Here is a 21,405-nt window from a genome sequence, read left to right as displayed (position 1 = left end):
ATAACGATGCAAAATAATAGACATTGTTAGCAAAGTTATAAATATATTTAACAATGCTGTTAATTATTTAACAATAAACAATAAATAAGAAATCTCCCGGTTCAGTTTTAACAGGGAGATTAGCAGGGCTATTGTTATTTTTCTTGAATTGATTATTCTAGTTTTATATGCCTATTTGTTCGCCTAATTGTTGATTGCTTTATGATCTATTCAACAATAATTGCTGTTTATGGTTTTTCTTTCAGCGACTCTTCCCTCAGCGGCCTCTCCTGAAGGTTGTATCCGAGCACCATCAGACAGTCAATCATATGGGTATTTTCCACAATGATATCTTCCGGCATCATCAGTTCGACCGGAGAGAAATTCCATAAAGCTTTAACGCCTAAATCAGTAACTAACCTGGCGACCTCACCGGCACAATTTTCCGGCACAGTCAAAACCGCAATATCCACAGGATTTTTGCTCAAATAATCCGGCAGGTCATCCATGGGCTGGACCTCAACGTTTCGGATTTTTTCGCCGATCAGTTCAGGTTTGACATCAAAGATCCCGGCAAGTTTAAACCCGCTTTTTTCAAAATTCGCGTGTTTGGCCAAAGCATGGCCCAAACTTCCGGCCCCTATAATGATCATGGTATGAGAATGCTGCAGTCCAAGCAGTTTGTGTATTTCCTGATGCAGAAAACCGACATCATAACCATATCCCTGTAAGCCGTTGCCGCCAAAACAGAAAAAGTCCTGTCTTACCTGAGAAGAGGTCAGACCCATTCGGTTGCCCAAATCTTTAGAGGAAATCCTGCTGATTCCCAATTGCAGCAGTGTTGAAAGATACCGGTAATATCTGGGCAAACGTTTTACAACCTGACTGGATAGTTTCTTTTCGTCCATCGACAGTTTCACCTCAAAATTGAATAATATGCAGTATAGTATACCATAATTTCGAAGTCAGGGGATGGGAACCGGTAATTTTTTAGTCTGAGAATTGCTGGATAATCTGTCTATTCCAGCTAATTTCTAAATCTGGAGGCAATAGATGAACAACAAATTCCTGTTTTGAGAATTTTTATGACTCATTTTTTAACAAATGATATCATTGCTTAACGAAACAAAAAATGCTTTGGTGATAACATGATGGGCATTTCTCAAGGCTTGCAGGGTTATTAACGCTGTTAAACGAAGTAAATTTGAAACTGGCACATATTTTGGATTGATTATTGAATAAGGAACGAGTAAGATAAGTATAATCTTATCTTACCATGCCATTACCCTTGGGTGTGTTCCTTCCCTTTATATAACCCTACTAGGAGTGTTCACCTAGTAGGGTACCCCCTTCAATTGCTGAAGCGAATATAAGCAAAGGAGTCGGCGGATCACAACATTAGAATATTTTTCTCCGAGCCTTGGATCCTAAAGTTGCAATGCGGCTATGGATGCAAGGTCTGGACAAAGTCCACGGAGTAGTAGAAGAAATTCTGTTACTTGCTGTATTGCGAAGGAGATGTGAAAAGAATTGGTTTGTTTGCCGAGCCAAAAATCTTTATCCTGCATGTCCGTGCAGGATTTTTGTGATTAATAAGGAGGATATGCATGCAAAAAAATATTTCGTTGGAAGAAGCCCAAAGTTTGATATTTGATTATTGTCCTTTGACCGAAAAGGAGAATAATCATTTAGCGGATACCCTCGACAGGATACTGGCAGAGGATATTGTTGCCAGGGAAAACATTCCGCCGTTTTCGCGTTCACCTTATGACGGTTTTGTTTTCAGGGCCGAAGATACTGCGGGAGCCAGCGAAGCTAATCCGGTCACCTTTGAGGTGATTGAAGAAGTGCCGGCAGGTTATACGGCCCAAAACGCTGTCAGCAAGGGTCAGGCAATTAAAATTTTGACAGGAGCTCCGATCCCTGAAGGCGCGGATGCAGTTGTCAAATTTGAAGAGGTAGAAGTTCAGGGTAGCAAGATATCTGTTTCAAAGGCCTTCATGCACGGTGAAGATATCGTGCCTGCGGGTGAAGATATTGCCGTAGGTGATCTGATAGCGGCTGAGGGAACCGTTGTTACGGCACCGCTGATGGGGCTGATGGCCTCCCTCGGTATTGCGGAAGTACTGGTTTATAAACGTCCAAAAATTGCGATTATCTCTACCGGAGACGAACTGCGTGATGTAACGGAGCCTCTAGCTCCTGGTAAAATCCGAAACAGCAACAGCTATACACTCCAAGGCTATCTCCGTTCACTTGGTGTAGAGCCTGTCGTGATGGGGATATGCAAAGACAAGAAAGAAGATGTTGCGGTCCTGGTCGAAGAGGCTTGGAAGCAGGCCGACTTGGTACTGACGACCGGAGGCGTATCGGTGGGAGACTATGACGTGATCCGGCATGCAGCCGATTATCTTGGTGCCGAAACACTTTTCTGGAAAATTGAGATTAAACCGGGCTCACCGTGTCTGGCCGCAGTGAAGGACGGGAAGATGCTGATCGGCCTGTCAGGCAATCCGGCCGCAGCAATGGTAACTTTTCAGCTGATGACTGTCCCCTACATTAAAAAAATGACCGGCAGAAAGGATTATTGTTATCGAAAGATCGAAGTGACCCTGAAGAAAGATTTCCGAAAACCAAGTCCTCGCCGAAGATTTTTACGCGGCAGAATGCTTTACGAGAATAGCATGGTCATCATGGAATCGACCGGAGAACAAGGCAATGGTGTACTGCGCTCCATGCTCGGCTGTGATATCCTGGCGGAAATTCCGGAAAAGAGCGGACCAGTCAAAGCCGGTGAAAAATTAACCGCTTATATCATTGAATAGAAGCAAAATGAAAAAGTTGGAATTTAATAAGAATGGGAATCAAATAAGAAGCTGTTATACGATTTTATGGCCTAAGGAGATGAATAAAAGTGAAAAAAATAGCAGTCCAGGATGCAGTCGGCATGACCATTTGCCACGATATAACGAAAGTGATTCCTGGGGAATTTAAAGGCCCCGCTTTTAAAAGAAATTATGTGATCAAGCAGGAAGATATCGAGGAACTGTTGAGTCTTGGTAAAGAGCACATCTACGTCTGGGAAGAAAATGCCGATGAAATCCATGAAGACGATGCGGCGATCAGAATGGCACAAGCTGTCATGGGTCAGAACATCAGTTTTTCGGAACCTCAGGAAGGTAAAACTACGTTGATTTCGACTCAAAAAGGTTTGCTGAGGATCAAAAGCTCATTGCTGCACGAAATCAATTCGATCGAACATGTTACGATACCGTCCTTACCGAATAATTTCAAGGTTGAAGTTAATCAGAAAGTTGCAGCAACCAGGATTATACCGCTTGTTACCAAAGAAGAAAATATTCGCAAAGTAGAAGAATTATGCACCCTTTATGGTCCGGTATTTCATGTTGAGCCGTATATAAAGCTCAGGGTTGGGATTGTAATTACCGGAAGTGAAGTGTATAAGGGAAGGATCAAAGATAAATTTGGGCCTGTGATCAGGAAGAAACTTGAGTATTTTGGCGCGGAAATCATCGGTCTGGAATATTGCCCTGATGAATTGGAATTGATTCAAGCGAAGATCACAGGTTATATGGAGCAAAAAGCCGACATGATTATTATGACCGGGGGGATGTCCGTAGATCCCGATGATCTTACTCCTGGGGCGATCAGGAGTACCGGTGCAGATGTTGTAACATATGGTGTTCCTGTTCAGCCCGGCAATATGTTTATGCTGGCTTATTTGAATGGGATACCTATCTTAGGCGTACCTGGAGCGGCCGCCTATTACAAGACCACTGTCCTGGATGCGGTACTCCCGAAGATCTTTGCTGGAGAGACACTGAACAAAAATGATTTTATCCGCATGGGGGAAGGCGGTTTATGTTTGAACTGTCAGATGTGTCAATATCCAAGCTGCTATTTCTGCAGATAAAAATTTTCATTCAGTGTACGGGTATACGAGTGTAAGTGGGGAGTTGGAATAATGATCGATGCATATGGCAGGGATATCAATTATTTAAGAATATCTGTAACGGATTTATGCAATTTAAAATGTACGTACTGTATGCCGGAAAAAGGTATTGAGAAAAAAGAACGCTGCGATATCTTAAGCCTGGAAACTATGGAGAAAATTGCTGAGACAGCCGTTAAACTCGGGATCACCAAGATCAGGCTCACTGGCGGAGAGCCGTTGGTAAGGAGAGGGATCCTGGATCTGGTCCAAAATATTGCCTTGCTGAAAAACAAAGGACTTAAGGAACTGGGACTCACGACCAACGGGCTGCTTCTGGAAAAATATGCGGATGACCTGAAAAAAGCTGGGCTGACGCGGGTAAATATTAGTATTGACAGCATGGATCCGGCCAAATATAAGGAAATTACCCGCTGCGGTAATGTTCAGGATGTTCTGGAAGGGGTCAGGGCGGCAAAAGAAGCAAAACTATTCCCATTAAAGATTAATGTCGTTCTTATTGGCGGATTCAACGACAATGAAATCGAAGATTTTGTCGCGATGACGATGGATGATGATATCGAAGTTCGTTTTATTGAGCTTATGCCGATTGGGGAAGCTGGAGCATGGGGCCGGGAGCATTTCTTGTCCAACGAAGAAATACTAAAAAGAGTACCGACGTTGATCCCGATGCCATTTAAAGGACATGGCAGCGTAGCACGTCTCTACAAACTTCCGAATAGCAAAGGCAAGGTTGGTCTGATCAGCTCGTTAAGCAGTCATTTCTGTAATTACTGTAACCGGATCAGGATTACGCCCGACGGCAAACTGAAACCATGTCTTCATTCCAATATCGAGATCGATATCCGAAATTATGGTGAAAACGGACTTGAGAAGTTTCTGATGGATGGAATCATGGCAAAACCTACCCGGCATTGTATCCAGAACAGTGACTTTGAGCCGGTAATAAGAAATATGCATGAAATAGGCGGGTGAAAAATAACATGAATGAACTGACACATTTCAATGAAGAGGGACGGGCCAGAATGGTTGACGTAAGCACGAAGGCTGAAACCACTCGCGTGGCGGTAGCACGCGGCGAGATCCGGATGAAGCCTGAAACCCTGACGCTAGTCAAGGAGGGACTCATGGCTAAAGGGGATGTGCTGGCGGTGTCGCAGGTTGCAGGTATCATGGGTGCCAAAAAAACTTCTGATATTATTCCGATGTGCCACCCGTTGCTGTTGTCGGGAATAGATGTTTCTTTTAAAATCAACGACCAGGAAAGCAAGATTGAAATTCAGGTAACAGTTAATAACTCCGGCCAGACCGGCGTCGAAATGGAAGCACTTACGGGAGTTTCTGTCGCAGCGCTTACCATCTATGACATGTGCAAGGCTGCAGAAAAGGATATGGTGATCGGGGATATCTGTCTGGTCAGTAAATCCGGCGGCAAAAGCGGCAATTATATCCGAGCGGATAAAACAAAATAAAATATCCGAGAGACTCATAAATAACAAATTACGAACAAGAAATGAACAAGATATCCAGAACAAAAATGACGGACGTACTATTCAAAAAAACTCTTCGGAGAGGTGAAGAACGATGATCACTGTAGGCGTTATCACAGCGAGTGACAAAGGGTCCAGAGGAGAACGCGAGGACTTAAGCGGACAGGTCATTAAAAATATGGTCGAAGAGCTCGGCTGGGAAGTTAAAATTCTGGAAATTGTTCCGGATGAACAGAAGATCATTGAGGCCAAGTTAATTGAATATGCCGATGAACATAAAGTTGATGTGATATTCACGACCGGAGGAACCGGGTTCTCACCGAGGGATGTGACCCCGGAAGCTACGTTGGCTGTCGTCGAAAGGCTTACTCCGGGAATTCCCGAGGCGATGAGACTAGAGAGTCTGAAGGTCACGCCAAGAGCGATGCTTTCCAGAGCAGCCGCCGGAATCAGAGGCAAAACTGTGATTATCAATTTACCGGGAAGCCCAAAAGGTGTTAAAGAATGTCTGACAGTTGTTCTGCAGTCCCTGGAGCACGGCATAGAAATTTTAAAGGGGACTGCCGGAGAGTGCGCACAGCCAATAAAATAAGACTTTTTTAAACGGGAAGTGGAGAAATAATGGTTGGAAAAGTATTGTCCATCAATATCAGTGATGTACGTGGAATTGTGAAAACAAGCATACCCGAAGTCAATGTACTTGAAAACTGGGGACTGGAAGGAGATGCCCACGCCGGGGACTGGGAACGCCAGGTCAGCATATTCCCGGAAGAAGCACTGATCAAGGTTCCTGAGCATAAAAGAGAAGAAGTCATGACAGCAGGTTATACCGAGAACTTTACAATTTCCGGGATCGAACTTGATGACCTTATGGCTGGAACGACCGTCAAAATTGGCGAATCTGAAATTTATATCGTCAAGGTCGGCAAGGAGCATAAAGAGTACGGACGTCCATACATTGTCAGCAGAGAAGGCCGCTTCGGCAAAGCAGTCAAGGGTGGAAAAGTGAAAGTCGGCGATGAAGTCACCGTGATAAAAAAGGAATCTTAACAGAAATATCTTGACAAACAAAACAGCCAGGAGGAGAACACTGTGAATGATGTTCCAGTCATATGTTTCGTTGCCGCGAAATCAGGCACCGGAAAGACAACTTTCTTGGAAAAACTAATCAGGGAAATGACGGAATGCGGTTTTAGGGTCGGCGTGATCAAGAGCGACGCCCACCGTTTCGATATTGATAAACCAGGTAAAGACAGCTGGCGATTTGCTGAGGCCGGTGCAAGATCTACGGCGATTATCGGGCCCGACCAATATGCTGTCATTCAGAAAACCGAGATGAAGAAAGATATTGAAGATGTGATTGCAATGATTGAAGGCGTCGATATCATCCTGGTCGAAGGGTTCAAAATGTCCCAAAGACCACGGTTTGAAGTTGTACGAAGAGAAGTAGGTACCGATATTGTTTCACCTTTGGAGAATTTAATTGGCGTTATCACTGATATCAATGATCTTGCAGTTCCGGTTCCGGTGATCGATATCAACGATTATCAAGCTGTAGCGGATCTTATCGTTGAGAAATATTTGTCTTAAAGGAAGGGGTACCCGAATGCCGAAAATAATTGCTGTCAATATTAGTGAAACAACAGGGGTTCCGAAGCAAGAAATTGAAAAAGGCTATTTTAAAGTGGATCATGGTTTAGTAGGGGATGCGCATGCTGCCAACTGGCACAGACAGGTCAGCTTGCTTGGGACAGAAAGTGTTGAAAAATTAAGACAGGCCGGACTCACCGGGCTGGATAACGGTAGATTTGCGGAAAACCTCACGACCGAAGGCATTATTCTGTATGAGCTTCCCATTGGTACAAAGCTTAAAATCGGTGAGACGCTGATGGAAGTGACCCAGATAGGCAAACAATGCCATAACAGCGGATGCGCCATCAAACGGCTTGCCGGGGACTGCGTGATGCCGCGTGAAGGAATTTTTACCAAAGTCTTGTCGCCGGGATGGATTAAACCAGGGGACAGCATTGAGATCGTGGAACAGTAAACCATATTTTACAAACAAACTAAATGAAAAAGATAGTTGATAAAGTATTTCAACTATCTTTTTTAAATCACCAAAATTCAGAGGGAAAAGACAGTGATGATATCGAGTATCCTTGAACAAGATATTCCTGGCCTTTGGCCACGTACCTCTCTGCTATTTGGCGAATGTATATCAATTCTTCCGGCGTAATTTCTCTGATTACCCTGGCGGGAGAGCCAAGGATCAGAGAGTTTGAAGGGAATATCTTTCTATCCGGGACCAGGGAGCCAGCGCCCACAATCGAATTTTCACCAATGACAGCTTCGTTCATGATGATTGCACCCATCCCGATCAGAAAGCCTTTACGAATCGTACAACTGTGGAGGATACAACCATGGCCAGACAGAAACCTCATCTTCAATAAGTGTCGGCAGATCGGTATTCACATGGATAACACTTAAGTCCTGAATGTTTGTTCTTTGACCGATGGTAATCGGGGCAATATCTCCGCGCAGAACACAATTGAACCAGATACTTGCGTGGTCCCCGATGGTTACGTTGCCAATGATTTTTGCGCCGTCCGCCACATAGACAGTTTCTGCCACCGACGGCCTAACGCCCTGATAGGGAATGATCATAGGATTGCTTGCTCCCTGCTTTTTATCTTTAAAAATATTATAGATTCCAGGACAGCTTTTGTCGAGAAGGGCCTGCCGCTAAAAGCTTGGCACCAGTCAAATATTCTTGGAAAACAAGTAAACCCTTAAGTTGCTGTTTATTTTAGGTGTAAGTTAGGTTATATTAATAAGGATGTTTAAGAATGTTTGGAAATAACAAAGAAGTATGTTGTTACAACAACTAAAAAATAAGGAGCAGCTCCTGATGAAAATCCGTTTCTACCTGGCGCTTTGGACAGGAAAAATCGTATTGATATTGATGCGGCTTTTGGGGAAGAAAGGCACAACGTTCCCTGGATTTATTGCGCTTAAGATTTGCCCCAATATTATTGGCCTCTTGGCTTCCAGTTTTCCGGAAGGCGCAGTGATTATTACGGGAACCAACGGCAAAACGACAACGAACAACCTACTCGCTTCTATCCTGAAGACAGCCGGAAAAAAGATTGCTTTTAACCGGGAAGGGGCCAATATGCTTACGGGGATTACAGGAGCATTGCTGCAGAATACTACATTTGCCGGCATGCCACAAGCTTCTGTCCTGCTGCTCGAAGTGGATGAAGCTACACTGCCGGGGCTATGCAGGCAGCTGACTCCACGGCTTGCTGTGATTACGAATTTCTTTCGGGATCAGTTGGATAGGTATGGCGAATTGGATACGACGATCAAGCTGGTAAAAGAGTCGCTGCCTGCCGCAACAGAACTGGTGCTGAATGCGGATGATCCGCTAGTTGCTCAGATCGGAACCGACCGGAAAGGTGTATTTTACTTTGGGGTAAGTACACTGCCCACAAGCTCTGCCGACAGCACGGAAACGCGGGAAGGGCGATACTGTTCGCACTGCGGTCAGGAATTGTCTTACACGCTGTTTCATTACGGTCAGTTAGGGTACTATAGGTGCCCTGGCTGCGGTTTCAGCCGGCCTGATCCTTATATTGAAGCGAAAGAAGTCAAAGTGGAAAGCAGGGAGATCTCGTTCAGGATAGATGATGACCATGACGACCGCGTCTATCAGGTACCTTTGCAAGGGTATTATAATCTGTATAACGCGCTGGCAGCTTTCTGTGCTGCGGACCGTCTGCAGATATCCAGAGAGGATATTGGTGCCGGACTGAACCGGTATGTTTCCGATGCCGGGCGAATGGAACAGTTTTCGCTTCCCGGATGTGAGGCAACGTTGACCCTGGTGAAAAATCCAACAGGTTTTAATCAGGTCATCCATACCATTGCAGAACTGCCTCGGTCTGTCCGCTTGCTGATTGCGATTAACGATCTAGCGGCCGATGGCCGGGATATATCTTGGTTATGGGATGTCGACTTTGAAATTTTGACTTCGCGTCAGGATGACGTGAAACAAATCATATGCTCCGGTTTAAGAGCTGAGGACATGGCTTTGCGGCTGAAGTATGCCGGAATTAAGGAAGACAGAATTACAATGGAACATTCTCTGGAAAAAGCGGTGGAGATGCTGGAACAGCCAAGCGCCAACACGGTGTCAGCGGTTGAGGCGGCTGCAAGCATAGCAGATGGAGAAGCCGTATTTATTTTGCCAACCTACACTGCCCTTTTCCCGATGCGGGATATTCTGGTGAGAAGAAAAACCGGAGAAAAACAGCGTAAGGTGGTAAATATATGAAGCTCACCATTTTTCATCTTTATCCGGATTTGCTTGATTTATACGGCGACAGGGGAAATGTTCTGGCGCTGGCTGCCAGATGCAGGTGGCGCGGCATTGATGTCGAGATACGCAGAATATCTTTGGGGGAAGAAATGGATTTCTCCGAGGCGGATATTCTTTTTCTGGGGGGCGGTTCAGACCGGGAGCAAAGCCTTTTGGTTCAGGATTTGAGCACCAGATCCTCAGAACTTAAAGCAGCGATCGACGATGGACTTGTCATGCTGACCATTTGCGGCGGTTACCAGCTTTTGGGGCTGTATTATCAGACCGGAGACGGAAAAAAAATTCCGGGCCTGGGTATCCTGGACTTCTATACCATTGCCGGAAACAAACGACTGATTGGCAATGTCATTGTTGAAATGGCACCTGAACTTCTGAGTTCCGTGTCGGGAAACATTCTCCGGCAGACCGATGGCGTTGAGGTGTTCAATACCATGGTCGGATTTGAGAACCATTCTGGGAAGACCTATCTTGGATCAGAGCTGAATTCCTTGGGAAGAGCGCTGAGGGGTTATGGCAATAACGGAGAGGATTTACAGGAGGGTGTATGGTATAAAAATGTTTTCGGGACTTATCTCCATGGACCGTTGCTGCCGAAAAATCCCCATATTACCGACCTGTTGCTGGGACTGGCGACAAAAAGAAAGAATCCGGCTTATCAGCTGGAAATCCTGGGAGATTCTCTGGAAAAAGCAGCGCATCATGCGGTTATTGAGCGTTTTCTTACAGCAGGATTCAGGGCAGGACCCAAATAGGATCAAAACAGGAAAAAATTACATGATTAAAACCAGGAAGAATTATTGAATATTACTTGTACCCGGCCGTGTCTTCGTTGACACTTTAGAGGGTGAGTCGCTATAATAAAATAGGATTGCTTAATGGGGCCTTCCGTGGCCATGAAGGGGGTGCCTTGCTTGGCAGAGACTAGGCGTATTGTTGTATGTTTGCCGGAAAGCATTATTGAGGAAGTAGACGAAATCGTATCGTCAGAGAAGTTAAACCGGAGTGATTTTATCAAAGAAGCTGTTTACAGTGTATTGATTGAACGGCGAAAAGCAGGAATACGAGAGCAGATGCGGCAGGGATATGTTGAAATGGCTCAAATCAACCTGTCGATGGCAGTAGATTTATGCCAGGCTGAAGAAGAGGCAACCATGCGTTATGAAGGGAAACTAGCTTGGAGTGTCGGGTATGAGTATTAAACGCGGGGAGATTTTTTATGCGGAACTAAACCCCGTTGTAGGTTCTGAACAAGGCGGCACCAGGCCGGTCTTGGTTATTCAGAATGATATTGGAAACCAGTATAGCCCGACAACAATTATCGCAGCAATTACATCCCAGATTTCAAAAGCCAAACTGCCGACCCATGTGGAAGTCAAAGCTAAACGAAGCGGTTTGGAAAGAGATTCTGTTATTTTGACTGAACAAATCAGAACGATCGATAAGAGCCGGTTGAAGGAAAAAGTCGCAGTGCTCGACGAGGAAGTAATGCTCAGGGTTGATGAAGCTATTGAAATAAGCCTTGGGCTGACGGAGATCTGAAGGATTTCAATGGATGAGGCCAAATTACATAGTACGGAATAACGCAGCGTACAGGCTTCTAACACCTGACGCTGTTTTTTATACGGAGGGGAGACATGGGGACGTTTCTTTTATCCCCTCGAGGGGGCAAAAGAAACGTCCCCATGTTCCCATGATTGGAGGAAAAAAATAATGGACTTTATTAGCGTCATTTCGAGGGAGTTAGGATTGAAAACCTGGCAGGTCGGGGAAACGGTAAAGCTCCTGGACCAGGGGAATACCATTCCGTTTATTGCACGCTACCGCAAAGAAGCAACCGGAGAATTGGATGAAACTGTACTCAGAACCATGGCAGATCGGCTGGAATATATCCGGAACCTGGAGCTCAGAAAAGAGGAAGTCATCCGCTTGATTAACGAACAGGGCAAGCTAGATGACGGTTTAAGATCCAAAATAGAAGCTGCCGCCAAACTGCAGGAAGTCGAAGACTTGTACCGGCCGTACAAGCAGAAAAAAAGAACCAGAGCCTCGATAGCCAGAGAAAAGGGCCTGGAGCCTCTGGCGGATTGGTTATTTAACCAGCCTGCCAAAGGAAGCCTGCAGGAAGAGGCCGCTAAGTATCTTAATCCCGATTTGAATGTCCATGATGCTGCTGAGGCCTTGAGCGGAGCCCGGGATATAATTGCCGAGAACGTTTCCGATGATGCGGAAACAAGAAAACTAGTTCGGGCCAGGATCTATGAATGGGCAGAAATTACAGCTAAAGCGAAAAAAGAAGAGCGTTCGCCGTATGAGATGTACTATGAATATAAGGAACCTGTCCGTAAAATTCCGCCGCACCGGGTTCTGGCTTTGAACAGAGGAGAAAAGGAAGAATTCCTTTCCGTAGGGCTTGAGATTGAAGCGGATAAGATTCTGCAATTACTGGAAAAGAAATACCTGCAGGGAGGCCCCTGCCAGGAGTTGATGAAAGAGGCCTTGCAGGATAGCTATAAGCGGCTGATCTACCCATCGATTGAAAGGGAGATCCGGGCCGAGATTACCAGCAGGGCAGGAGAACAAGCTGTCAAGGTGTTTTCCGCCAACTTGCGGCAGCTTCTGCTGCAGCCGCCGGTAAGAGATAAAGTGATCATGGGGCTCGATCCCGGTTACAGGACAGGCTGCAAGTGGGCGCTGATCGATGATACAGGAAAACTTGGAGAGGTAGGGGTGATCTATCCAAACCCTCCACACAATAAAAAGCAAGAAGCCAAACAGCTCATTGCCAAAGTGGTGGAGCAGTATGGCGTCCAGATTATTGCAATCGGCAATGGAACAGCTTCCCGCGAAACGGAGGAGCTCGTCACCGAATTCATCCGGGAAAGCGGACGTCCGTTGGAATATATTATTGTCAGCGAGGCAGGGGCTTCGGTTTATTCGGCTTCGCCACTGGCCAAAGAGGAATTCCCGGATTTTGATCTTTCGCTGAGAAGCGCGGTATCCATCGCCCGCAGACTGCAGGATCCTTTGGCTGAGCTTGTCAAGATTGAACCGAAAGCAATCGGTGTTGGTCAGTACCAGCACGATATCCAGCCTAAGGTTTTGGAAAGCTCGCTGGGTGGTGTCGTCGAATCCTGCGTCAATACAGTCGGAGTCAACTTAAATACGGCTTCTCCGTCTATTCTGAAATTTGTCTCCGGATTGAATTATACAGTCGCCAAAAATATTGTTTCCTACAGGGAGAAGAACGGCAAATTTCGTTGCAGGGAAGAACTGAAGAAGGTATCCCGGCTCGGGGAGCAGACCTATATTCAATGTGCTGGTTTTATCCGACTGCCGGATGGAAATAATTGTCTGGAGAACACACCGGTTCATCCAGAGTCTTATGATGTCGCCTCGGCAATCCTGAAGAAAGCCAATTTGACAGCGATGGACCTCAAAACGAATCCGGAGCAGGTGCGCGCTGCGCTGGGAGGTTTCAGCGCTGAGGGGTTGGCTGCAGAACTTCAGGCAGGCGTACCGACCGTTAAAGATATTCTTGAGGCTTTGCTGAGACCCGGGAGGGATCCGCGTGAGGACCTGCCGCGCCCACTGCTGCGTCGGGATATCACCAAATTGGAGGACCTGCAGGTAGGAATAAGTCTGGAAGGGACGGTCAGGAACATTGTTGACTTTGGCGCATTCGTCGATATTGGCGTCAAGAATGACGGATTGGTTCATATCTCGGAACTCAGCAACAGTTATGTCAGACATCCGATGGAAGTTATCTCGGTCGGCGATATCGTGAAGGTCAGAGTCCTCAGTATCGATCACGCCAGAGGTCGAGTCAGCCTCTCGATGAAGGATATTTAATAAATCATTCTTGAAATAACTTGATACAAAGAGTAACATTCAGGCATGCAGATCTTCTGAAAAAAACTCTATAAATCAGTCTGGCGGCCACACTGTGAGCGCAGCATGGACGACGGCACAGGAAGCGTGAAGGCGTTTAAATAGCCATTATAAATGTATTTGATACGATAATACCTTAAAGTGAGGAAATATTTCATATGAGCAATCAACAGATCATTATTGCCGGCGGAAATATCAAGCCGATGACCGGAGAACCCGAATTTACAGGGAGTATTTTGGTCAAAGACAGTAAAATCGCAAAAATTATGAAGCATTCGGCTGCGGAGGTAGATGAAGACGAAGAAAGTGCGTTCAGAGAAATGTTCGGCCTAAGTACAGAAGAGCCGGTACATATTGTGTCTGCCAGGGGAAAATGGGTTTTGCCTGGTTTCATTGATGCGCACTGCCACGTCGGGATTGGAGAAGAAATCTATCAGCATGAAGGTGACGATCTGAATGAAATGACGGATCCCCTGACCCCGGAACTTCGCGCGATTGACGGAATCCATCCTGAAGATGAAGGCTTCAGGGATGCACGGCTCGGAGGAGTCACCGCTGCGTTTACCTGCCCCGGAAGCGCAAATGTCATTGGGGGTACAGGTGTTGTTGTCAAAACGGCGGGCCGTGTGGTCGAAGAAATGATTCTGAGAGATCCTGCAGGACTCAAGATTGCGTTCGGTGAAAACCCCAAATTTGTATACGGAGAACAGAAAAAAATGCCGATGACGCGGATGGGAACCGCAGCCTTGCTCCGGCAGGCGTTGGTAGATGCTCAAAACTATCGGGAGAAACTGGAACAAGGCCAAAAGGATTTGGACAAACTTCCTGAACGGGACCTTGGACTCGAAACCATCAATCTTGTACTGGACAAAAAAATACCGCTCAGAGCGCATGCCCACAGGACAGATGATATCATGACTGCTATCCGTATAGCCCGCGAGTTTGACGTGGACCTTGTTCTGGATCACTGTACTGAAGGGCATAAAATTGCCGATGTTCTTCAGCAGTATGGCTATCCAGCGGCTGTCGGTCCTTCTTTCACAAACAGGGCTAAAGTAGAGCTTAAAGATAAAACATTCAGCACGCCGGGAGTATTGAACAAAGCGGGACTTAAAATAGCGATCATCACTGATCATTCCGTCACCCCTATCGAGCATCTGCCGCTGTGTGCAGCGATGGCTGTCCGCAACGGACTTGAGGAAGAAGACGCGCTGAAAGCAATCACGATCTGGCCGGCTGAAATACTCGGAGTAGCTGACAGAGTCGGATCTTTGGAAGTAGGAAAAGATGCAGATATTGTCGTATGGGAGGGCAAACCGCTCAATTTTGAGGCCACGCCCCATACAGTACTGATCAACGGTCTGATCGTAAAGCCCGAGTGAGACGGGAGCGTGAAAATATGGAACGGCTGATTGAATCGGGAAGTTCTGAGGAGACCTTTCTTCTCGGGAAACAGCTCGGACAAAGTATCCGGGAAGGCACGGTCATCTGTCTTTATGGAGATCTGGGCTCGGGCAAAACCGTCCTGGCCAAAGGGCTCGGTGAAGGACTCGGGGTTACAGACACCATGACAAGTCCGACATTTACCCTGATTCAGGAATATAGCACTAAAATTGATGGACTGAAACTAATTCATATGGATTTATACAGGCTCCGCTACCCGGAAGAAGCAGAAATCATTGGTGTTGCCGATTATTTCCGGGATGACTGTGTCTGTTTGCTGGAATGGCCGGAAATCATTGTGGATTTACTGCCGGAAGACAGACTCGAAATCAGAATTCAGGGAAGCGGTGACCAAACCCGTTTAATTATGCTCAATTTTTGACATCATACTTGCTAAAAAGCTTTAGAATAAATCTGTGGTCCTAAGAAAAAATAATTAAGAGCAGTGAGGCTTATGAAATATCTGACAATCGATACAACGACAAAGATGACTGCACTGGCCCTGGGTCAGGATGGCAGGCTGGTCGGAGAGGGATTTCTGAACACTGGAAAAACCCATTCTGAAAGACTAATCCCGATGCTGGATCAGCTGCTGAATGCTGCCGACTGGAAACCCATGGATCTTGATTTTATCGGAGCAGTTCGGGGTCCGGGGTCATTTACCGGCATCAGGATCGGAATCGCCACAGCCCAGGGACTTGCACAGGTCCTTAATATCCCTTTGGTCGGAATTACTTCGTTGGATACGCTAGCCTGGGCCGGAAAGGGCAGGCCGGAAGAAACCGTTGTGATCCTTGACGCCCGTAAAAATGAATGGTATTATGCCCGCTATATTTGGCGGGAAGGTAGAGAGTGCCTGGACGGGCCGAAGGCTGTTACGCCGGAGGCGCTCACAGTGAAGTTGAAGGAACTTCAAAAACCTTGTTTTTTTGTTGGGGATGCGGTTACCGGAGCCAGACAATTTCTGGAGGAACAACTCGGCAGCCAGGCCGTTCTGCTGTCCGAATACCAGTACCTGCCCAGAGGAGCCTATGCAGCATGTGAGGTTTGGGAACAGTGGAAGGCAAGATGCTTTGACGGGAATTTTCAGGCCCTGGAACCCATTTATATTCGTCTCTCAGAAGCTGAAACCAATTATCTTAAGAAACAAGGTATAATGCAGTAGTCATATTGGTATTCTCAACATACTATAATTCTGAACCATCATTAAAAAGAATACTGATATTCAGGTGATAAAAATGTTAAAAAGAGGTCAGGCCGAACAGAATAGGGAACCTGAGGCGGAGGTTATCGTTCGTCCTATGCAGCTTGAGGATATCCCATCCATTGTGGCGATTGAGGAAGTATCGTTTGCCACGCCATGGACAACGGAGTCCTTTACATCAGAACTGAAAAATAATGTTTTAGCCAATTATTTTTGCCTAGAGCTGGATCACAAGGTTATTGGCTATATAGGGCTTTGGATCGTCATGGGAGAGGGCCATATTACAAATGTTGCAATCTGGCCAGGATGCCGCGGTAAGGGCTGGGGTGAATACCTTATGAAAAACGTGATTTATCAGATGATTGCCAAAGGCGTGCTGCGGTTTACACTGGAAGTCCGGGTATCCAATCAGGCGGCGCGGAATCTGTATGAGAAATTAGGTTTTAAGGCCGCCGGAGTACGCAAAGGGTACTATTCCGACAACCAGGAGGATGCACTGATTATGTGGGCCAGTCTCTAGTAGAACTTAACTGGTCTCGTTGGAGGAGTATTGTGGACAATAACAAGAATGTAATAATTTTAGGTATTGAAACGAGTTGTGATGAGACGTCGGCGGCAGTCCTAGCCAACGGCACGGATTTAAAAAGCCACATCATCTCATCTCAGATTGGGACCCATCAAAAGTATGGCGGCGTTGTCCCGGAAATAGCATCACGGGAACACTGTCTGCATATCAGCCAGGTAGTTGCAGAGGCCCTCGGACAAGCAGGTATGGGATTCAAAGATCTTTCTGCGGTTGCAGTGACGTACGGCCCGGGGCTGGTAGGGTCTCTCCTGGTGGGAGTATCTGCTGCCAAAGCCATGGCCTATGCAGCAGACATTCCTTTAATCGGCGTCAACCATCTGGAGGGGCATGTTTATGCCAATTTCTTGGAGCATCCGGACTTACGTTTCCCGCTGCTGGCGCTTTTGGCATCCGGCGGACATACCAATCTGATTATTTTTAGGGGGCATCTAGACTATGAAGTGATCGGCAGAACCAGGGATGATGCTGCCGGGGAAGCCTTTGACAAAGTAGCCCGGGCGCTCGGATTTGGATATCCGGGCGGTCCGAATATCCAGAAAGCTGCTTTCGAAGGAAACGCAGCAGCTTTTGATTTTCCCAGAGCGATGCTGGAGACCGGGAGCTTTGATTTTAGTTTCAGCGGGTTAAAGTCCTCAGTTCTTAATACCTTAAACAGTGCCCGGATGAAGGGCGAAGTTTTGAATACTGCCGACCTGGCAGCTTCTTTCCAGGCTGCCGTTGTGGAGGTGCTTGTGCAGAAAACCCTCCGGGCCTTGGAAAAATATCCGGTTAAGACCTTGGCCCTGGCCGGCGGGGTTGCAGCAAACAGCAATTTGCGGCAAGCGCTGCAGCAGGAACTGGATCACCGCGGGATCTCTTTTGTTTATCCTTCGCCGATATACTGTACCGACAATGGTGCGATGATTGCACTGGCCGGTTATTATCGCTTTATGAATGATGATTATGCTTCATGGAAGTTAAATGCAGTTCCTGGCTTAAATCTGTAAAATTGGAGGACGCAGTTACATCAGTTTATATTCAATTATTCATTAATAATTATCAAAATTATCAAAAACTTTATATTTTTTATTTATTATGGTAAAAAAATCGACAAAAAAGAATAGGTATTAGAAAAACATAGGATGCAATATTTATCCACAACGATTGTGGATAATGTGGATAAACCATGAAAAAACTTGTTCTTTGGCTACTGCGGATGGGGATAATTTCTTAGGAGAAAAATGCTAAACGAACATCATTGTTAGGAAATTGCAATTTTAGAAGTGATTAATGTCGAAAATTTGATTAATTTTGCTCTATAATGCAGACATATGACCAGGAGGAAGCAGAACGTGAACGAAAAAGAAAAAGATTTATTTCGAAAAAAAGTTCTTCAAATCAGGAGGGTCATGACAGCTGATGAACGTAGGCAAAAAAATGATCGGATTCAGAGGAATATAATGTCTTTGCCAGATTATCAGAACGCTGAGATAATTATGATGTACTTAAATTATTGGGATGAAGCAGAAACTACCGAGGTTGCCGAAGAAACGCTCAAAGCACGAAAAAAGCTGATCATTCCGTTATGTCAGGGGGAAACCATCATTCCGTGTGAGATCAGAAATGTTAAAAATGATGTGCAGTCAGGGAATTTTGGGATCAGAGAGCCGCGTCCCGACCGCTTGCATCCGGTATCCCCAGAAGAAATTGATCTGATTCTAGTTCCGGGTGTCGTATTCGACAGGCAAGGCGAAAGGATTGGTTTTGGCAAAGGCTTTTATGACCGTTTTCTGCCTCAATTAAGGAAAGACGTCTGCATCGTCGGTTTGGCGTACGATTGTCAGCTGGTTGAAAAAATTGCAGCAGACGATCACGATTTTAAAATGTCTTTACTGCTTACAGAAAATGGTGTAATCTATGTTCCATAATCATATTTGCGAAGATTATGACAATTTAAGGAGAGTGAATATGTGTAAGTGTTGTGACTCCAAACAAGAGGCAGTATTTGCTGATTCCAACCAACACAGGCTGAATGAGATCCTCTCTGCTTATCAGGGTCATGATGGTGCTCTTATTCCGGTTCTCCAGGAAGCTCAGGAAGTGTATGGTTATCTTCCTGAGGCCGTCATGCGGGCCATTGCCAAAGGACTGAAGATTCCTGAGGCAAAAGTATTTGGCGTCGTTACTTTCTATGCTCAGTTCAGACTGAAACCAACAGGCCGTAATTTGATCCGGGTTTGTATGGGAACGGCCTGTCACGTCAGGGGCGCTCAGAAAGTACTTTCTGAGATTGAACGTGAACTCGCAATTGTTGCCGGAGAGACTACCGCTGATCAAAGATTCACGTTGGAAACCGTTGCTTGTATTGGAGCCTGTGGCCTGGCTCCTGTCATGACCATCAACGGTCAGGTTTTTGGGAATATGAATTCCGGCCTGGTGTCGGATATTCTGAAAAGATTTAAATAAGGGAGGGGAAACGATGAAGGTTTTAGCGAACCCGTGTTGTGAAAAATGTCATCATACAGCATCCACTCCCTGTTCCGATTATGTTCAATGCAGGGCGGAAGGGCCGTTGTGCCATGACGATGTTTCCTGCAAACAGCAGAGGCAGAAACTGATGTCTTTGATCCTGGAACCAGACAGAAAAAATAAGCAGGTTCTGGTCTGCAATGGAACAGGATGCTTTTCTTCGGGTTCCCAGACATTAATCGATCTACTCAGGGAAGGATTGGCTGAAAGGGGCATTCATACGGCTGACGTCCGCTCTACGGGCTGTCATGGTTTTTGCGAACAAGGGCCAACCGTGATCATTGAACCGGACAAGACTTTTTATACGAAGGTTAAAGCGGAGGACATTTCCGAAATCATCGAAAAAGATATTATACGTGATGAAAAAGTTGAAAGACTTCTTTACGAGGATCCGGTATCGGGGAAACTCGCGGCAAATTTTGAGACCGTGAATTTATTTGCCAAACAGAAACGGATCATCCTTGATAACTGCGGCAAGATCGACCCGGAGGAAATCAGCCATTATCTCGCTAAAGACGGCTACAAGGGTTTGGCCAAAGCGATTCAAACCATGAGCCCGGACGAGGTTGTGGAGGAAGTCAAAAAATCAGGATTGAGAGGCCGCGGAGGTGCAGGTTTTCCGACAGGGCTTAAATGGAGTCTATGCCGCCAGTCAGAGGGCACCAAAAAATATGTGATCTGCAACGCCGATGAGGGAGACCCCGGTGCGTTCATGGACAGGGGCGTTCTTGAAGGAGACCCGCATGCGGTGATTGAAGGAATGCTGATCGGAGCTTACGCGATTGGCGCTGACGAGGGTTATATCTACTGCCGGGCCGAGTATCCGCTCGCGATCGACAGGCTTAAAACCGCGATTGCCCAGGCTGAGGAAAACGGATTACTGGGCAATAACATCCTGAATTCCGGATTTAACTTCAAACTAAAGATCAAAGCCGGTGCAGGCGCTTTTGTCTGCGGCGAGGAGACGGCCCTGATTGTTTCCATCGAAGGCAAGCGCGGGATGCCGACGGTCAGGCCTCCTTACCCTGCCGTCAAAGGTCTCTGGGGGAAACCGACCAATATCAACAACGTCGAGACTTGGGCCAATGTACCGTATATTTTACGGAATGGCACAGACTGGTATACGCAATTCGGCACTGAAAAAAGCAAAGGCACCAAGATATTTGCTCTGACCGGCAAGGTCAATAACACCGGCCTGGTGGAAGTGCCGATGGGGATCACGCTGAGGGACATCATCTTTGATATCGGTGGCGGGATCAAGGACGGGAACCAATTTAAGGCTGTTCAGATCGGGGGGCCCTCCGGAGGCTGTCTGCCCGAGGAAATGCTGGATATTGAAGTCGACTATGATAATCTGACCGCCGCAGGAGCAATGGTTGGCTCAGGCGGACTGGTTATCCTTGATAATACAACATGTATGGTCGATATTGCCCGTTTTTTCTTAAGCTTTACCCAGAAGGAATCCTGCGGCAAGTGTACACCCTGCCGGGAAGGAACGAAGCGGCTTCTGGAAATCTTGGTTCGGATCACCAAGGGTGAGGGGCAAGCTGAGGACCTGAATACGCTGGAAAATCTGGCCAAAGTTATCAAACGGACATCACTGTGTGGTCTTGGTCAGACAGCCCCGAATCCGCTGCTCGCGACACTGCGCTATTTCCGTCACGAATATGAAGCCCATATCTTTGAGAAACGGTGTCCGGCACATGCCTGTACCGCGCTGATGGAATATACGGTCGACAATGAAAAATGCAAGCGCTGCGGGCAATGTTCCAAAGTTTGTCCGGTCGGCTGCATCACCGGGGATAAAGAGACACCCTATGTGATCGATACGCAGAAATGCATTAAATGCGGGGCTTGTCTGAAAAAATGCAAATTTAATGCAATTAGCTTAGCTTAGTATTTCAAATGGCTATCCAGATAAGCCTAAGAATGGCTGATCTGGTATTCGTTTAT

General features: G+C 46.3%; 22 protein-coding genes, 1 pseudogene and 1 riboswitch. Of the genes and pseudogenes, 21 read left to right on the top strand and 2 right to left on the bottom strand.

Translation table 11 applies throughout. The features are described from left to right. Positions 1-227: 227 nt before the first annotated feature. On the bottom strand, positions 228-887 hold the full coding sequence (locus A7D23_RS01310) for a redox-sensing transcriptional repressor Rex (RefSeq protein WP_019225267.1): 660 nt from the start codon (positions 885-887) through the stop codon (positions 228-230). Between the two features lie 491 nt (positions 888-1,378). Then, a riboswitch (molybdenum cofactor riboswitch) is annotated at positions 1,379-1,513 on the top strand. A gap of 73 nt (positions 1,514-1,586) precedes the next feature. Here A7D23_RS01310 and glp point away from each other — a divergent pair. The 8 genes from glp to A7D23_RS01270 all read left to right on the top strand — a co-directional run bounded on the left by glp (position 1,587) and on the right by A7D23_RS01270 (position 7,489). Next, positions 1,587-2,804 (top strand): gephyrin-like molybdotransferase Glp, encoded by a 1,218-nt coding sequence (gene glp / locus A7D23_RS01305; protein WP_025206056.1) that lies wholly within the window; start codon positions 1,587-1,589, stop codon positions 2,802-2,804. Between the two features lie 89 nt (positions 2,805-2,893). Next, positions 2,894-3,913 (top strand): molybdopterin-binding protein, encoded by a 1,020-nt coding sequence (locus tag A7D23_RS01300; RefSeq protein ID WP_025206055.1) that lies wholly within the window; start codon positions 2,894-2,896, stop codon positions 3,911-3,913. A gap of 51 nt (positions 3,914-3,964) precedes the next feature. Continuing rightward, complete coding sequence (gene moaA / locus A7D23_RS01295; RefSeq protein ID WP_025206054.1) at positions 3,965-4,927, top strand: GTP 3',8-cyclase MoaA; 963 nt, start codon at positions 3,965-3,967, stop codon at positions 4,925-4,927. Between the two features lie 8 nt (positions 4,928-4,935). Further along, entirely contained in the window at positions 4,936-5,424 is a 489-nt protein-coding gene (gene moaC, locus A7D23_RS01290) for a cyclic pyranopterin monophosphate synthase MoaC (protein ID WP_025206053.1), read from the top strand. 112 nt (positions 5,425-5,536) lie between these two features. Continuing rightward, on the top strand, positions 5,537-6,034 hold the full coding sequence (locus tag A7D23_RS01285) for a MogA/MoaB family molybdenum cofactor biosynthesis protein (RefSeq protein WP_025206052.1): 498 nt from the start codon (positions 5,537-5,539) through the stop codon (positions 6,032-6,034). A 29-nt stretch (positions 6,035-6,063) separates the two neighbouring features. Further along, positions 6,064-6,492, top strand: coding sequence for a sulfurase (locus A7D23_RS01280; RefSeq protein ID WP_025206051.1), 429 nt, complete (start codon positions 6,064-6,066; stop codon positions 6,490-6,492). 42 nt (positions 6,493-6,534) lie between these two features. Then, on the top strand, positions 6,535-7,032 hold the full coding sequence (mobB, locus tag A7D23_RS01275; protein ID WP_025206050.1) for a molybdopterin-guanine dinucleotide biosynthesis protein B: 498 nt from the start codon (positions 6,535-6,537) through the stop codon (positions 7,030-7,032). Positions 7,033-7,048: 16 nt separating this feature from the next. Further along, complete coding sequence (locus A7D23_RS01270; RefSeq protein ID WP_025206049.1) at positions 7,049-7,489, top strand: MOSC domain-containing protein; 441 nt, start codon at positions 7,049-7,051, stop codon at positions 7,487-7,489. A gap of 67 nt (positions 7,490-7,556) precedes the next feature. On the opposite strand, the pseudogene A7D23_RS01265 reads toward A7D23_RS01270, so the two are convergent. Continuing rightward, positions 7,557-8,106: pseudogene (locus A7D23_RS01265) on the bottom strand (gamma carbonic anhydrase family protein). A 244-nt stretch (positions 8,107-8,350) separates the two neighbouring features. On the opposite strand from A7D23_RS01265, the gene A7D23_RS01260 reads away from it, so the two are divergent. The 13 genes from A7D23_RS01260 (at position 8,351) to nuoF (ending at position 21,349) form a co-directional block, all read left to right on the top strand. Continuing rightward, positions 8,351-9,778 carry a Mur ligase family protein gene (locus A7D23_RS01260; RefSeq protein WP_019225277.1) on the top strand — a complete coding sequence of 476 codons (1,428 nt, stop codon included), beginning with the start codon at positions 8,351-8,353 and terminating at the stop codon, positions 9,776-9,778. Beyond that, positions 9,775-10,575: a glutamine amidotransferase gene (locus A7D23_RS01255; RefSeq protein WP_019225278.1), complete on the top strand. Its 801-nt coding sequence runs from the start codon at positions 9,775-9,777 to the stop codon at positions 10,573-10,575. Before A7D23_RS01260 ends, A7D23_RS01255 begins: the two co-directional genes overlap by 4 nt. Before the next feature lie 159 nt (positions 10,576-10,734). Then, complete coding sequence (locus A7D23_RS01250; protein WP_019225279.1) at positions 10,735-11,022, top strand: ribbon-helix-helix protein, CopG family; 288 nt, start codon at positions 10,735-10,737, stop codon at positions 11,020-11,022. Beyond that, on the top strand, positions 11,012-11,362 hold the full coding sequence (locus A7D23_RS01245; RefSeq protein WP_015043684.1) for a type II toxin-antitoxin system PemK/MazF family toxin: 351 nt from the start codon (positions 11,012-11,014) through the stop codon (positions 11,360-11,362). The genes A7D23_RS01250 and A7D23_RS01245 overlap by 11 nt, the downstream gene beginning before the upstream one ends. A 171-nt stretch (positions 11,363-11,533) precedes the next feature. Then, positions 11,534-13,672 carry a Tex family protein gene (locus A7D23_RS01240; protein WP_019225280.1) on the top strand — a complete coding sequence of 713 codons (2,139 nt, stop codon included), beginning with the start codon at positions 11,534-11,536 and terminating at the stop codon, positions 13,670-13,672. Positions 13,673-13,869: 197 nt separating this feature from the next. Beyond that, positions 13,870-15,093, top strand: a complete 1,224-nt coding sequence (locus A7D23_RS01235; RefSeq protein ID WP_019225281.1) for an amidohydrolase — start codon at positions 13,870-13,872, stop codon at positions 15,091-15,093. Positions 15,094-15,110: 17 nt separating this feature from the next. Beyond that, positions 15,111-15,536: a tRNA (adenosine(37)-N6)-threonylcarbamoyltransferase complex ATPase subunit type 1 TsaE gene (gene tsaE / locus A7D23_RS01230; protein WP_019225282.1), complete on the top strand. Its 426-nt coding sequence runs from the start codon at positions 15,111-15,113 to the stop codon at positions 15,534-15,536. Between the two features lie 72 nt (positions 15,537-15,608). Further along, on the top strand, positions 15,609-16,319 hold the full coding sequence (gene tsaB, locus A7D23_RS01225) for a tRNA (adenosine(37)-N6)-threonylcarbamoyltransferase complex dimerization subunit type 1 TsaB (protein WP_019225283.1): 711 nt from the start codon (positions 15,609-15,611) through the stop codon (positions 16,317-16,319). A 73-nt stretch (positions 16,320-16,392) separates the two neighbouring features. Continuing rightward, the gene (gene rimI / locus A7D23_RS01220; protein ID WP_019225284.1) at positions 16,393-16,878 is read left to right on the top strand and encodes a ribosomal protein S18-alanine N-acetyltransferase; all 486 of its coding nucleotides are present in this window, start codon (positions 16,393-16,395) and stop codon (positions 16,876-16,878) included. A gap of 32 nt (positions 16,879-16,910) precedes the next feature. Further along, positions 16,911-17,930 carry a tRNA (adenosine(37)-N6)-threonylcarbamoyltransferase complex transferase subunit TsaD gene (gene tsaD, locus A7D23_RS01215; protein ID WP_019225285.1) on the top strand — a complete coding sequence of 340 codons (1,020 nt, stop codon included), beginning with the start codon at positions 16,911-16,913 and terminating at the stop codon, positions 17,928-17,930. Positions 17,931-18,275: 345 nt separating this feature from the next. Beyond that, positions 18,276-18,851 carry a 5-formyltetrahydrofolate cyclo-ligase gene (locus A7D23_RS01210; RefSeq protein ID WP_019225286.1) on the top strand — a complete coding sequence of 192 codons (576 nt, stop codon included), beginning with the start codon at positions 18,276-18,278 and terminating at the stop codon, positions 18,849-18,851. A gap of 40 nt (positions 18,852-18,891) precedes the next feature. After that, positions 18,892-19,389, top strand: a complete 498-nt coding sequence (gene nuoE / locus A7D23_RS01205) for an NADH-quinone oxidoreductase subunit NuoE (protein ID WP_019225287.1) — start codon at positions 18,892-18,894, stop codon at positions 19,387-19,389. Positions 19,390-19,402: 13 nt separating this feature from the next. Next, positions 19,403-21,349 (top strand): NADH-quinone oxidoreductase subunit NuoF, encoded by a 1,947-nt coding sequence (gene nuoF, locus A7D23_RS01200; RefSeq protein WP_019225288.1) that lies wholly within the window; start codon positions 19,403-19,405, stop codon positions 21,347-21,349. Positions 21,350-21,405: the final 56 nt, after the last annotated feature.

The organism is Dehalobacter sp. TeCB1, assembly GCF_001707455.1.
GTDB lineage: Bacteria > Bacillota > Desulfitobacteriia > Desulfitobacteriales > Syntrophobotulaceae > Dehalobacter > Dehalobacter restrictus.
Note: the sequence above shows the minus strand (reverse complement) of the source record. Positions and strands in the feature narration are given on the sequence as shown.

Excerpts from the sequence above, each read along its gene's own strand:
- A7D23_RS01310 (WP_019225267.1), bottom strand. The coding sequence starts at position 887 with ATGGACGAAAAGAAACTATCCAGTCAGGTTGTAAAACGTTTGCCCAGA.
- glp (WP_025206056.1), top strand. The coding sequence starts at position 1,587 with ATGCAAAAAAATATTTCGTTGGAAGAAGCCCAAAGTTTGATATTTGAT.
- moaA (WP_025206054.1), top strand. The coding sequence starts at position 3,965 with ATGATCGATGCATATGGCAGGGATATCAATTATTTAAGAATATCTGTA.
- moaC (WP_025206053.1), top strand. The coding sequence starts at position 4,936 with ATGAATGAACTGACACATTTCAATGAAGAGGGACGGGCCAGAATGGTT.
- A7D23_RS01285 (WP_025206052.1), top strand. The coding sequence starts at position 5,537 with ATGATCACTGTAGGCGTTATCACAGCGAGTGACAAAGGGTCCAGAGGA.
- A7D23_RS01280 (WP_025206051.1), top strand. The coding sequence starts at position 6,064 with ATGGTTGGAAAAGTATTGTCCATCAATATCAGTGATGTACGTGGAATT.
- A7D23_RS01270 (WP_025206049.1), top strand. The coding sequence starts at position 7,049 with ATGCCGAAAATAATTGCTGTCAATATTAGTGAAACAACAGGGGTTCCG.
- A7D23_RS01260 (WP_019225277.1), top strand. The coding sequence starts at position 8,351 with ATGAAAATCCGTTTCTACCTGGCGCTTTGGACAGGAAAAATCGTATTG.
- A7D23_RS01255 (WP_019225278.1), top strand. The coding sequence starts at position 9,775 with ATGAAGCTCACCATTTTTCATCTTTATCCGGATTTGCTTGATTTATAC.
- A7D23_RS01245 (WP_015043684.1), top strand. The coding sequence starts at position 11,012 with ATGAGTATTAAACGCGGGGAGATTTTTTATGCGGAACTAAACCCCGTT.
- A7D23_RS01240 (WP_019225280.1), top strand. The coding sequence starts at position 11,534 with ATGGACTTTATTAGCGTCATTTCGAGGGAGTTAGGATTGAAAACCTGG.
- A7D23_RS01235 (WP_019225281.1), top strand. The coding sequence starts at position 13,870 with ATGAGCAATCAACAGATCATTATTGCCGGCGGAAATATCAAGCCGATG.
- tsaE (WP_019225282.1), top strand. The coding sequence starts at position 15,111 with ATGGAACGGCTGATTGAATCGGGAAGTTCTGAGGAGACCTTTCTTCTC.
- tsaB (WP_019225283.1), top strand. The coding sequence starts at position 15,609 with ATGAAATATCTGACAATCGATACAACGACAAAGATGACTGCACTGGCC.
- rimI (WP_019225284.1), top strand. The coding sequence starts at position 16,393 with ATGTTAAAAAGAGGTCAGGCCGAACAGAATAGGGAACCTGAGGCGGAG.
- nuoE (WP_019225287.1), top strand. The coding sequence starts at position 18,892 with ATGTGTAAGTGTTGTGACTCCAAACAAGAGGCAGTATTTGCTGATTCC.
- nuoF (WP_019225288.1), top strand. The coding sequence starts at position 19,403 with ATGAAGGTTTTAGCGAACCCGTGTTGTGAAAAATGTCATCATACAGCA.